Raw genomic sequence first — 12684 nt, 5'->3', positions numbered from 1 at the left:
GGCCCCCGCCGACGGCTCCGGCCCTGCCGCGCCCGTCGCCCCGCAGGCGCCCTCCGAGAGCACCGCTCCCGACACCGAGGACGCCCCCACCGGAAGCTGACACCCGACCACCCGCCCCGCTTGCGCGGGGGAACGCCGACGGCCCGGAGGACACTGTCCCCCGGGCCGTCGGCGTCCGTCAGCGCGCGTCGCGGCGGCGGCGCGTCACTCCGAGCGCGAGCGCTCCGCCGGCGAGCAGGGCGAAGGCCGCCGCGGCGGTCCAGCCCGTCTCGACGCCGGTGCTCGCGAGTCCCGAGCCGGTCCGCGGAGGAACGGCGCCGGCCGGAGCGGGAGCCGGCGTGCGGGTCGGCTCGGCCGTGGGCTGCGCGGTCGGCGCCATGGTCGGCTCAGCCGTCGGCGCCACCGTCGGCTCGACGGTCGGCCCAACAGTCGGTCCCGGAGTCGGCACCGTCCCCGTCCCGAACACGGACTCCGCGGAGCCGAGCGACGCGAGCACCGTCTCGCCGTTCGCGTCGTCCACGCCGTCGTTGTCGGTCACCGCGAACACCTCGCCGGAGCCGGTGATGCCGAGGCCCTCGAGCTTCTCCTGTGTCCAGCCGTTCCCGGCCTGCAGCGCGGGCAGCACGTCGACCGCGAGGGTCTTCTCGAGCATCGGCAGCGTCTCGCCGACCGCCGCGCCGGCCTCCGTCGGCAGCGGCACCGTGTACACGGCCTTCAGCGCGGCGTCCGGCCCGTTGAGCTTGTCGCGCTCGATCACCGCGAGCGTGCCCGCGGGGGTCAGCGTGATCTCCGAGAGCCCGTTCCAGTCGCCGTCCGCCCCGGACACGGCCTCCAGCGGGTAGCCGAAGAAGCTCCAGCTGTCGGCGGCGACGTCGTAGCGCCCGATCCGGACCACTCCGTCGGCGTCGATCGAGGCCTCGCGCTGCAGCGCCGTCCAGACGATCTCACCGGCGGCACTGTCCTCGACGGTCACTCCCTCGAAGCCCTGCTTGCCCAGCGCTGAGGCGAGCTCCGCGGGCAGGGCGATCCGCTCGGTCACCGCGGCATCCGCGTCGAGTCGCAGGAGCGCGTTGCCGTCGCCTGTCCCGCCCTCCGTCACGGCCCAGAAGCCGCCGTCGACGCGGGCGGCGATCCCCTCCAGATCCAGAGCGGCGGGCTCGCCGCCCTCGGTCACCGTGAGGGTCGTGTCGAGCAGCGCCGGCGAGACGGAGGTGTCGATCGAGTGGAGTGTGCTCGGCGCGTAGGCGCTGTCGCTCACCGCGTACAGGCGGTCGGGCGCCGCCGGGTCGGTCGAGAGGCCCGAGAGCGCGCCCCAGGGCAGCGGCGATCCGTCGACGTCGGCCGACAGCACGGTCGGGAACGCGGGGGCGGAGGCGCCGAGCGCGTAGAGCTGCACGCTCGCGCGGACGGCGGCCTCGGCGTCGTCGGTCTCGCTCGAGACGACCAGCAGGTCGCGCTCGGGCAGGGCGAGCAGCCCCTCCGGGCCGGGCGTCGACGGCAGCGCCTGCACGAAGCGCGGCGCGGTCGGCTCCGACACGTCGTAGACGGCCACGAAGTTCGCCCGCTCGGCGCCGACGAACACGTAGGGGACGCCGTCGAAGGTGGCCGAGAGCAGGCCCTCGGGCTCGGAGCCCTTCGCGTCGGAGCGCTTGTCCGGGTAGAGCCCGAGGCGCACCGCGAGGTGGTCGAACGAGTTCCCGGCGTCCCACTGCACGGCCCCGGTCGCGGCGTCGAGGATCGACCAGCCGCGCGTGCCGCCCTTCCAGTCGCCCTCGTTCGCGATCGCGACGTGGTCGTCGCCGACCCAGCCGATCGCGTCGGGCTCGCGCGGGACGTCGGTGATCGAGCCGGTCAGCGAGATCGAGTCGTCGTCGAGCGTGTCGATGCCGCTGACGGAGGCGGTGCCAGCGGTGTACGAGGCGGTGACGGAGCGGGTGGCCAGGTCGACGATCGCGACGGCGTTGTTCTCCTGCAGCGTCACGGCGACGGCCGTGTCGGCCGGGTTGATCGAGACGTACTCGGGCTCCGGGTCCGACGGGGTGTCGAGGCCGGCGAGACCGGTGAGGTCGACGTGCTCCGGCACCCAGGCGGAGGGGTCGCCCGCGAGGTCCATCACCACGAGCTCCCCGGCGGGCGCCTGCGGGAGGTCGCCCTCCTCGCCGCCCTCGGGGGCGAGGTCCTCGTCGCGCTGGTTCTCGATCGCGATGACCGCGGTCGAGCCGTCGGTGGTGACGTCGATGGAGTCGGGCTGGCCGCCGAGCTCGATGCTCGCGACGGGCGCGAGGTCGTCGGCGTGCAGCACGCTGACGTGGCCGGAGGGGTTCGCGAAGTCGCCGTCGCTCGTGTCGACCACCGCGAGGACGTACTCGCCGGTCGCGTAGACCGAGGTCGGCTCGCCGCCCACGCCGACGCCGCCGAGCGGCTCGGGGGAGTCGGGGTCCGAGATGTCGAGGACGTCGATGCGCTGCCCGGCGGAGTCCGTCGAGTAGACCAGGCGGCCGTCGGGCGACGCGCTCGAGATCTCGGCGACGGCGGAGTCGGCGGACGGGTCGGCCGCGTTGAGGTAGGCCGGCACCGTGGCGATGCGGGTGAAGAAGGAGTCGCCCGCGGCGGAGGCGGGCAGGGCCGCGGCTCCGAGGGTGCAGCCGGCGAGGGTGACGGTGAGGGCGAGGGCGGCGGTGCGGGTGCGGGTGTGACGAGAGGACACGGGTCTCCTGAGCGGCTTCGAAGGAACCCGCCCACGCTGGCCGCCCCCGGTGAACGCACCGCCGCCCGCAGGTGTCCGCCCGGCGAACGCGCGGTGGCGGAGCCGCGACCGGGCGGGGGTCTCGAGACGCCGGCACGGACGCCTCGAGATCCGCCAGGCGGCGTGGTCAGCGCGCGAGGCCCTCCGCGGCCGAGCCCCAGGAGCCGAGGGCCGCGCGGACTCGCTCGTCGCGCGCGAGCGTCAGCGCCTCCGCGTACCCCTCCTCCAGCACGTCGTCGAGCCGCACCCGCGCACCCGTCTCGGAGGAGCGGACCGCCGCCTCCACCATCGCGAGGCTCCGCACGTTCGAGTGCACCTCGCCCGAGGGCACCGCCCCCGAGCCCAGCACCCGCACGAACTCCGCGAGCGAGCCCGCGATCTCCTCGGGCACGGGCTCGAGCGTGGCGGTCCGCACCGCCTCCGACTCGCGCGACTGCCACTCCGGAGCGCCGTCGCCGTCCCAGTGCGCGGTGCCGCCGGCCCCGTTCACGCGCCAGTCGCCGTTCCACGAGGTCTCGAGGCCGTCGGCGCACCAGCTGCCGGTGTAGCTGAAGCGCACTCCGCCGGCGAACTCGAACACGGCGCTCGCCGCGGCTCCGTCGGCGTACCAGCTCCAGCCCGGGTTGTACTCCTCGCAGTAGACCGCGACCGGGTCGCTGTCGAGCAGGTACCGCGCCGCGTCGAAGGCGTGGATCGCCATGTCGACCAGGAGCACGTGGTCCATCTCGTCGCGGAAGCCGCCGAAGCGGGGCGCCTTCGCGAAGTGCACGGAGGCGGTGCCCAGCTGCCCGAGCCCGGCGATCTGCTCGCGGAAGGCGGTGATCGCCGAGTAGTAGCGGCGCGACTGGCTGGTCATCAGGAGCCGGCCCGAGGCCTCGGCCGTCGCCGCGAGCACCAGCGCCTCGGCGATGGTCGGCGCGATCGGCTTCTCGGAGAGCACGGGCAGCCCGGCGAACAGCGCCTCCGAGCTGACGGGGAGGTGCGCCCGCGGCACGGTCACGTTGACCACGGCGTCGGCGCCGGAGCGCGCGGCGACCTCGGCGACGGAGGTGCCGACCGCGACCGGGCCGACCCCCTCCTCCTCCGCCGCGGCCGTCGCGAGGTCGACGTCGAGGTCGACCAGGCCGACGAGCTCGGCGTCCGAGGAGTCGCGGATGGTGCGGATCCAGGCGCGGCCCATCGCGCCGGCGCCGACCTGGACGAGGCGGACCGTCATCGGACGAGCGCTCCCTCGTAGTCCTGGCCGTTGTGGAAGTCCTCGGTCTCGTAGCGCTGCAGCACCGGGAGGCGGCGCTCGGGGCGCGAGGAGCGCACCCACTCGACGCCGTTCGCGATCACGCGGCGCACCTCGGCCTGGTGGTAGACGGGGTAGTCCTGGTCGCCGGGGGAGAAGAAGAAGATGCGCCCGTGGCCGCGCTTCCAGGTCATGCCGGAGCGGAAGACCTCGCCGCCCGTGAAGGTCGAGAGGAACACGAGCTCGTCGGGCGCCGGCACGTCGAAGAACTCGCCGTACATCTCCTGCTGCGGGATCAGGAAGGGGTGCGGGATCCCCTGGGCGATGGGGTGCGTGGGGTCGACGGTCCAGACCAGCTCGCGGTCCTGCTCCGAGCGCCAGCGCAGCGTGCAGGTGGTGCCCATGAGCTTGCCGAAGATCTTCGACCAGTGGCCGGAGTGCAGGACGACGAGGCCCATGCCCGAGAGGACGTGGCGCTGGACGCGCTCGACGATCTCGTCGGAGACGTCGCCGTGGGCCATGTGGCCCCACCAGACGAGCACGTCGGTGGCGTCGAGGACGTCCTCGGTGAGGCCGTGCTCGGGCTCGTCGAGCGTGGTGGTGGAGACGGAGGCGCGCTCGCCGAGGTTCTCGCGGATGCCGTCGGCGATCGTGCTGTGCATGCCGTCGGGGTAGATCGCGCGGACCTTCTCCTCGATCTGCTCATGGCGGTTCTCGCCCCAGACGAGGACGCGGACGGGGGAGGAGGGTGTGGTCACGGTGTTCCTTCTTCGACGGTGGAGACGGTGCGGCAGTGGGCGGCCCGACACGGGGTTAACCGCTTTACCGGCCGCGTCTCCTAGGATGCGGGAGACGTCCGCCCCGCGTCAACCACGGCCGGGCGGCGCGAGCGGAGGAGGCGCGGTGGCCACGATGAGGGATGTCGCGCGCCTCGCGGGGGTCTCGATCGCGACGGTCTCGTTCGTGGTCAACGACACCAAGCCCGTCTCGCCCGAGACCCGCGAGCGGGTGCGGGCGGCGATGCACGAGCTCGGCTTCCGGCCGCACGCCCTGGCGCGCGCCCTCGCGCGGCGCCGCTCGGGGATCGTCGCGGTCGTCTATCCGCTCGTGTCGAGCCGGCCGCTCAACACCGCCACCTCGTTCCTGCTCGGAGCCGCCGAGGCCGCGGCGGAGCAGGACCACTCGATCGTCCTGTGGCCGACGGTCGGCGGCTCCGACCGCCTCGCGGACCTGCGCGCCGACGGCCTGATCGACGGCGTCGTGCTGATGCAGGTCACCAGCGAGGACGAGCGCGTGCCGGTCCTGCGGGACTCCGGCACGCCCTTCGCCCTCATCGGGCGCACCCGCGATCCGTCCGCCCTCGACTGGGTCGACATCGACTTCGAGGGCATGGTCGAGGAGGCGCTCGGCCGGCTCGCCGGCCTGGGGCACGCGCGGGTGGCGCTCGTGCTCGGCCCGGACCGCGACGCCGCGGCCGACTTCGGCCCCTACGCGCGCACCCAGGAGGCGTTCGCACTCGCCTGCGCGGCCCGCGGCGTCGAGGGCGTGCTGCTCCGCTGCGAGGAGTCGCCCGCCGGCGGCCGCACCCTCGCCCGCTCGTTCGACCCCGCCTCCGCGACCGCCGTGGTGATCGTCAACGGGGGCGCCGCCGTCGGGTTCGCGCACGAGGTGCGGCACCGCGGGCTGCGCGTGCCCGAGGACCTCTCGATCGTCCTGCTCGCCTCCGACCCCGACGTCGCCGACCTGGCCGACCCGGCGCTCGATCTGCTCGTCGCGCCCGGCCGCGAGCTCGGCCGCCGCGGAGTGGAGGCGCTGCTCGCCCGCCTCGCCGACCCGGCGGCGCCGCTCCTCCAGGAGCGCATCGGCGGCCCGTGGCGCCCCGGCGGCTCGGTCGCCCCTCCGCGCTGACGGCCGGCGCCCCGGGAAGCCCCGGGAGCGCGCGCTACGGCACGATCGAGTCGATGTAGCCGCCGTCGACGCGCACGGCGGCGCCCGTGGTGGCCGAGGCGAGCGGGGAGGCGAGGTACGCCACCATGTGGGCGATCTCCTCCGGCTCGATGAGGCGCTTCAGCAGCGACTGCGGCCGATGCAGGCGCATGAACTCGCGCTGCGCCTCCTCCCACGGGAGCTCGCGGTCGACCAGCTCGTAGACGAAGTCCTCGACGCCGCCCGTGTGGGTCGGCCCGGCGAGCACGCTGTTCACCGTCACCCCGGTGCCGGCGGCGGCCTTGGCGAAGCCTCGCGAGACGCCCAGCAGCGCGGTCTTCGACACTCCGTAGTGGATCATCTCGGCGGGCGTGACGACGGCGGAGTCGCTGCCGATGTAGAGGACGCGGCCCCACTCGCGCTCCATCATCCCCGGGAGGTAGGCGCGGGTGAGGCGCACGCCGGTGAGCACGTTGACCTCGAAGTAGCGGCGCCACTCGTCGTCGTCGATGGAGAGCGCATCGGCGGAGCCGAAGATCCCGAGGTTGTTGACGAGCACGTCCACGTCGGCGGCCGCGCGCAGGAGGGAGGCCGTGCCCTTCTCCGTCGACACGTCGGCCGCGACTCCGCGCACCCGCGCCTCCGGCACCGCCGCGCCGACGGCCTCGATCGCCCGGCGGATCGACCGCTCGGAGCGGGCGTTCACGATCACCTCGGCGCCCGCCTCCGCGAGCGTCGTCGCGATGGCCAGCCCGATGCCCTGCCCCGACCCCGTGACGAGGGCCGTGCGCCCGGTGAGATCCAACCCGATCATGCTGCTCCGCTCCGCGCCGCCGCCCGCCGGCCGCGCTCGGGGTCGAGCATGCCACCGAGCCCTGACATCCGGCCCGCTTCCGGCTGAGGACGCCCGCGGGTCGACGCGGCATCGCTCGGAACGGCGGAGACCGTTGCCAACCGGACACTCGTGCGTTACGGTCTAATCAATCGGCAATACGTATTACCCGCGGGTAGTAGGCCGATGACCCAGACTGTCGACGAGGACGAGGCGGACGCGTGACCCCGATGCAAGCAGATGTCGCCGTGATCGGCGGCGGCCTCGGAGGAGTGGCGGCGGCGATCGCCCTCGCCCGCAACGGCCTCTCGGTCGTGCTGACCGAGCAGTACCCGTGGCTGGGCGGCCAGCTCACCTCGCAGGGCGTCCCGCCGGACGAGCACACCTGGGTCGAGCAGTTCGGCGTCACCGCCGACTACCGGCGCCTCCGGGACGGCATCCGCGGCTACTACCGCCGCAACTACCCCCTCACCGCCGAGGCGATGCGCGACGACCGCCTGAACCCCGGCCGCGGACTCGTGAGCCGGCTCTGCGCCGAGCCCCGCGTCGCCGTCGCCGTGCTCGACGAGATGCTCGCCCCCTACCGCTCGAGCGGAGCGATCCGCGTCGTCACCGGCGTCGTCCCCTTCGCCGTCGACGGCGGCCCGGGCCGGATCGAGCGCGTCCTGCTGCGCGACGCGGTCTCGGGCGAGGAGCTCGCCGTCTCCGGACGGTACGTGGTCGACGCGACCGAGACGGGGGAGCTGCTCCCCCTCGCGGAGGTCGACTACGTCACGGGGTCCGAGTCGCGCGACGAGCACGGCGAGCCCAGCGCTCCCGCCGTCGCCGACCCGATGAACGTGCAGGCCGTCACCTGGTGCTTCGGCTTCGACAGCGCGGACGGCGACCACACCATCGAGCGCCCGGCCGACTACGACTACTGGCACGAGTACGAGGTGCCGTTCTGGGGCGGGAAGCTCCTCTCCTTCACCGCGCCGAACCCGAGGACGCTGCGCCCCGAGACCCGCACGATGCACGTCAACGCCGTGGGCGACACCCGCACCGCCGACCAGCGCGCGCAGGGCGGGGACACCGACCTCTGGATGTTCCGCCGGATCCTCGCGACCGAGACCCTCCGGCCGGGCGCGCTCGACAGCGACATCGTGCTCGCGAACTGGCCGATGCTCGACTACCTCGACAGCTCGATCCTCGACGTTCCGGAGCCGGAGAAGCACCTCGCCGGCGCCCGCGCGCTCTCGCTGTCGTACTTCTACTGGCTCCAGACCGAGGCGCCCCGGCCCGACGGCGGCCGCGGCTGGCCCGGGCTCCGGCTCCGCGGCGACGTGATGGGCACCGCCGACGGCCTCGCGCAGGCCCCCTACATCCGCGAGTCCCGCCGGATCCGCGCGCTCACCACCGTGCGCGAGCAGGACGTCTCCGTCGCCGCTCGCGGGACGGGGAGCCCTGCGCGCTTCGACGACTCCGTCGGCGTGGGCATGTACCGGATCGACCTGCACCCGACCACCGGAGGCGACAACTACCTCGACGTGGAGTGCTCGCCGTTCGAGATCCCGCTCGGCGCCCTCGTGCCGCGCACCCCGACGAACCTGCTGCCCGGGGGCAAGAACATCGGGACGACGCACATCACCAACGGCGCGTACCGCCTCCACCCCGTGGAGTGGAACATCGGCGAGGCCGTCGGCGAGCTGGCGGCCCTCGCCCTCGCCGAGGACCTGTCGCCCCACGAGATCGCCGCCGACCCCGCCCTCGTCGCCCGCCTGCAGGCGAGGCTCGAGTCGCGCGGCGTAGAGACCCACTGGCCCGACGTCGTCGGGTACTGACCGGGAACACCGAGAAGACCATTGGAGAAAGAGAGACGATGAGACCAGCGAAGAAGCTGATGGCCTCGCTCGCCGCAGTCGGAGTGATCGCCGCCCTCTCGGGCTGCGGCGCCGCCGGCGGCGGGGACGACTCAGCACCCGTCGCTCTGAGGATGTCCGTCTGGACCTCCGACGAGAAGCAGCTCGCCCTGTTCGACTCGATGGCCGACGAGTACATCGCCGACCACCCCGAGATCGAGTCCGTGACCTTCGAGTCCCTCCCGTTCGCGGACTACAACTCGACCCTGACCACGCAGGCCGCGGGCGGCAACGCCCCCGACCTCGCCTGGGTGGGCGACATCGCGAAGGATCTGATCGACGCCGGAGCACTCGCTCCGCTGACCGAGACCTTCGAGGGGACCGAGGGCTACGAGTACGACGACATCCTGCCCAGCGTGGCGCAGTCGTTCAGCCAGGACGGCGAGCTCTACGCGTACCCGTTCTCCAACTCGCCGTTCGCGCTGTACGTGAACCAGGACCTCATCGCGCAGGCCGGGCAGACCGTCGACCCCGCGACGCTCAGCTGGGAGGACGTCGACCGCATCGGCGCGGCCGTCAACGAGTCGACCGGCAAGGCCGGCTACATCATCCGCGACTTCGACTTCTCGGGCTGGCTGAGCCTCGCGAACCTCTGGGCGGGCTGGGGAGCCCAGCCGTGGAGCGACGACGGGACCCAGTGCACGATGGACTCGCCCGAGATGGTGGAGGCGTTCCAGTTCTTCCACGACTCGGTCTACGTCAGCGGCGCGACCCCCGGACCCGGCGTGACGGCGGACTTCTTCGCCGGCGACGCCGCGTTCACGACCGCGCAGGTCTCGCGCGCGAGCCTGCTCGACGGCTCGTTCCCGTTCGAGATCTACCCGCTGCCCGTCGGCCCCGCCGGCGAGTACGGCAACATCGGCCAGGCCGGCATGGCCGCGCTCGCAGGCGGCGACCACGTGGAGGAGGCGACCGGCTTCCTCTCGTTCATGACCAACCCGGAGAACTCCGCCAAGCTCGCGCAGTTCTTCCCGCCGCCCCGCGAGTCGCTGCTGTCCGGTGAGGAGCTGGCGAAGGTCAACACGCGCCTCAGCGCCGAGCAGCTCGACCGCGTCGTGGTCGACGAGCTCGCCGACGTGTCCGCCACCCCTCCGGTGACGAGCCCCGCCGAGATCACCTCGGTCGGCAAGACGGCGCTGGACCGCATGTGGTCGGCCGACGCCGACGTCGCCGAGGTGCTCGGAGGCGTCTGCGACGCCATCGCGCCCGTCCTCCAGGGGAAGTGATCCCGTGACCGCGACCTCGACGGACAGCCGCCGATCCGCTCCCGCCGGCGCCTACTGGAACCTCCGGCGCCGCGACGCGCTCGCCGGCTGGCTCTTCATCGCGCCCCAGCTGCTCGGTGTGATCGTGTTCGTGCTGCTGCCCGTCGGGCTCGCGGTCTGGTTCAGCCTCAACGAGTGGAACGTCTTCACCGGCTCCATGACCTTCGTGGGCGGCGAGAACTACGAGCGGGCGATCAACGACCCGAGCATCGGCGCGGTGCTCGGCACGACCGCGGTCTTCTCCGGGGGAGTGGTCGTCCTGAACCTCGCCCTCGGGCTGGGCCTGGCCGTGCTGCTCAACCGGAGGATCCCGGGCGGCGCCCTGTTCCGCACGCTCTTCTTCTCGCCCGTCGTCATCTCGGTGGTCGCCTGGACCCTCGTCTGGGGCTTCCTCCTCCAGGACAACGGCGCGATCAACGGCCTGCTCTCGCTGGTCGGCCTCGACGGGCCGAACTGGCTCCAGGAGGGGCCCACCGCGATGGCGAGCGTCATCGTCACGCAGGTCATCCGCAGCGTCGGCGTCAACATGGTGCTCTTCCTCGCCGCGCTGCAGGGAGTGCCGGGCGACCTCTACGAGGCGGCCCGCCTGGACGGCGCGAGCCCCCGCGCGATCTTCTTCCGGATCACGCTCCCGCTCATCTCGCCCACCCTGCTCCTCACCGCCATCCTCACGATCGTCGGCTCGCTGCAGGCGTTCGCGCAGGTCGCCGTCCTGACCGAGGGCGGGCCGGAGCTGTCGACGACAGTGCTCGTCTACTACGTGTTCCAACAGGCCTTCGAGTTCAGCGACATCGGCTACGGCGCGACGCTCTCGCTGATGCTGCTCCTCTTCGTCCTGATCCTCACGGTCGTGCAGTGGCAGCTGCGCAGGAAATGGGTCTTCTATGAGAACTGACGCCGTCGTCGAGCAGGGGACCCCGCTCACGCCACGCCTCGAAGCCGTCCCGGAGCCGCCCGTCAAGCGCCGCCGCGGCCGCAGCCCGCTCATGACCGCCCTGCTCGTCGTGACGCTGATCCTGCTCGTGCTGCCGTTCGCGGTGCCGACGTTCTGGATGATCGCCTCGTCGTTCAAGCCGGTGAACGAGATCTTCTCGAACCCGCCGACCCTGCTGCCGGACTCGCCGAGCCTGGCGGGCTACGCCGAGGCGTTCCGGTTCCAGCCGTTCGCGCTCCAGTACTGGAACAGCCTCTACATCGCGGTCACGGTCACCGTGGTCACGCTGCTGGTGTCGAGCCTGGCCGGCTACGCCTTCGCCCGGATCCCGTTCCCAGGCCGCAACGCGGTGTTCCTCGTCGTCCTGACCGGCCTGCTGGTGCCGACGGAGGTGACGATCATCCCGCTGTTCCAGATCTTCCGGCAGCTCGGCTTCATCGACACCCACGTGCCGCTGCTGCTGGTGCCGATGGTCGGAGCGCCGGCGGTGCTGGGCACGTTCATCATGCGGCAGTACTTCATCGCGATGCCCGGCGAGCTCGAGGAGGCCGCGCGCCTGGACGGCCTCGGCCGCTTCGGGATCTGGCGGCGCATCTTCCTGCCGCTGTCCAAGCCCGCGCTGTCGGCCGTCGCGATCCTGACCTTCCTCGGGTCCTGGAACATGTACCTCGAGCCGACGGTCTACCTGACCTCGCCCGAGCTCTTCACCCTGCCCCAGGCGCTCACCCGCTTCACCGACGCCTACGGCGGGGAGATGTGGGACGTGCAGCTCGCCGCGGCGACGATGACGGTCGTGCCCGTGCTGGCCGTGTTCCTCCTCGCTCAGCGGCAGTTCGTGGAAGGGCTCGCGCACTCCGGTCTGAAAGGCTGACCCGGTGTTCACGGATCGCCCCCTCGCCGCCCTCCGCGAGTTCCGTGCGGAGGTCGCGGAGCCCGACGACTTCGACGCCTTCTGGCGGGCCACCCTCGCGCTCGGGCGGGAGGGCGGCCCCGGCGTCAGCGCCGTGCCGGTCGACGCGGGCCTCCCGCTGGTGCGGGTGCGGGACGTGCGGTTCCCCGGCTTCGCGGGCGAGCCGATCGCCGCCTGGCTGGTGACCCCCGCGGTCGACCCGGGCGCCCCGCTCCCCGTGGTGATCGAGTACCCCGGGTACGGCAGCGGACGGGGCCGGCCGATCGAGCACCTCTGGATCGCCTCCGCCGGGTACGCGCACCTGGTCGTCGACGCGCGAGGCCAGGGAGCCGGCCGCCTCGCCCGCTCCGGAGCCACCCCCGACCCCCACGGCAGCGGACCCGCGTACCCCGGGGTCACGACCCGCGGCATCGAGTCGCCCGAGACGTACTACTACCGGCGCCTGATCGCGGACGCGGCGCTCGCCGTCGACGCGGTGGAGGCGCTCCCCGGGCTGGACCCGGACCGCGTGTCGGTCTTCGGCGGCAGCCAGGGCGGAGCGCTCGCGACCGCCGCGGCGGCGCTGCGCCCCCGGGTGCGCGCGGCGATCGCCCTGGTGCCCTTCCTCTCCGACGTCCTGCGCGCGACGACCGTCACGAACGAGGCTCCCTACGTGGAGATCGCCCGCTACCTGGCGACCCGCCCCGAGGACCTCGACGCCGTCGAGCGGACCCTCTCCTACGTCGACGGCGTCCACTTCTCGCGGCGCCTGCGCTGCCGGGTGCACCGCTCGGTCGGCCTGATGGACCCGATCTGCCCGCCCTCGACGGTCTTCGCCTCCCACAACGTCTCGGGCGGCGAGCCGTCGATCGACGTGTGGCCGTACAGCGGGCACGAGGGCGGCGGGGTCGGCGACCGCGAGCGGGCGCTGGAAGTGCTGCGAGAGGTCCTGTGACCGGA

10 protein-coding genes are annotated in these 12684 nt (G+C 73.1%); 6 read left to right on the top strand and 4 right to left on the bottom strand.

The features are described 5' to 3' along the window. Nucleotides 1–178 precede the first annotated feature (178 nt). The 3 genes from C5C71_RS17995 to C5C71_RS14455 form a co-directional block, all read right to left on the bottom strand. Nucleotides 179–2707: an esterase-like activity of phytase family protein gene (locus C5C71_RS17995; protein ID WP_104337941.1), complete on the bottom strand. Its 2529-nt coding sequence runs from the start codon at nucleotides 2705–2707 to the stop codon at nucleotides 179–181. A 166-nt stretch (nucleotides 2708–2873) separates the two neighbouring features. Beyond that, entirely contained in the window at nucleotides 2874–3962 is a 1089-nt protein-coding gene (locus tag C5C71_RS14460; protein ID WP_104337940.1) for a Gfo/Idh/MocA family protein, read from the bottom strand. Further along, entirely contained in the window at nucleotides 3959–4738 is a 780-nt protein-coding gene (locus C5C71_RS14455; RefSeq protein ID WP_104337939.1) for a ThuA domain-containing protein, read from the bottom strand. Before C5C71_RS14455 ends, C5C71_RS14460 begins: the two co-directional genes overlap by 4 nt. Before the next feature lie 154 nt (nucleotides 4739–4892). On the opposite strand from C5C71_RS14455, the gene C5C71_RS14450 reads away from it, so the two are divergent. After that, nucleotides 4893–5888, top strand: coding sequence for a LacI family DNA-binding transcriptional regulator (locus tag C5C71_RS14450; RefSeq protein WP_258063691.1), 996 nt, complete (start codon nucleotides 4893–4895; stop codon nucleotides 5886–5888). A gap of 34 nt (nucleotides 5889–5922) precedes the next feature. Here the strand turns inward: C5C71_RS14450 and C5C71_RS14445 are convergent, their stop codons facing one another. After that, complete coding sequence (locus tag C5C71_RS14445) at nucleotides 5923–6717, bottom strand: SDR family NAD(P)-dependent oxidoreductase (protein WP_104238803.1); 795 nt, start codon at nucleotides 6715–6717, stop codon at nucleotides 5923–5925. 251 nt (nucleotides 6718–6968) lie between these two features. Here C5C71_RS14445 and C5C71_RS14440 point away from each other — a divergent pair, with 251 nt between their 5' ends. From C5C71_RS14440 to C5C71_RS14420, 5 genes are read left to right on the top strand one after another with little or no spacing between them, the layout of a single operon-like run. Further along, on the top strand, nucleotides 6969–8558 hold the full coding sequence (locus C5C71_RS14440) for an FAD-dependent oxidoreductase (RefSeq protein ID WP_104234052.1): 1590 nt from the start codon (nucleotides 6969–6971) through the stop codon (nucleotides 8556–8558). Between the two features lie 38 nt (nucleotides 8559–8596). Then, on the top strand, nucleotides 8597–9862 hold the full coding sequence (locus tag C5C71_RS14435; RefSeq protein ID WP_104224315.1) for a sugar ABC transporter substrate-binding protein: 1266 nt from the start codon (nucleotides 8597–8599) through the stop codon (nucleotides 9860–9862). 4 nt (nucleotides 9863–9866) lie between these two features. Continuing rightward, a complete protein-coding gene (locus tag C5C71_RS14430; protein ID WP_104234014.1) occupies nucleotides 9867–10796 on the top strand; it encodes a carbohydrate ABC transporter permease in 930 nt (309 codons plus the stop codon). Continuing rightward, entirely contained in the window at nucleotides 10786–11706 is a 921-nt protein-coding gene (locus C5C71_RS14425; RefSeq protein WP_244229554.1) for a carbohydrate ABC transporter permease, read from the top strand. Before C5C71_RS14430 ends, C5C71_RS14425 begins: the two co-directional genes overlap by 11 nt. A gap of 4 nt (nucleotides 11707–11710) precedes the next feature. After that, complete coding sequence (locus C5C71_RS14420; protein WP_104337938.1) at nucleotides 11711–12679, top strand: acetylxylan esterase; 969 nt, start codon at nucleotides 11711–11713, stop codon at nucleotides 12677–12679. Nucleotides 12680–12684 lie beyond the last annotated feature (5 nt).

This window comes from Rathayibacter sp. AY1C1, assembly GCF_002932105.1.
Classification (GTDB): Bacteria; Actinomycetota; Actinomycetes; order Actinomycetales; family Microbacteriaceae; genus Rathayibacter.
The sequence above is the reverse complement of the archived record's forward strand: the minus strand, read 5'-3'. Positions and strand labels throughout refer to the sequence as shown.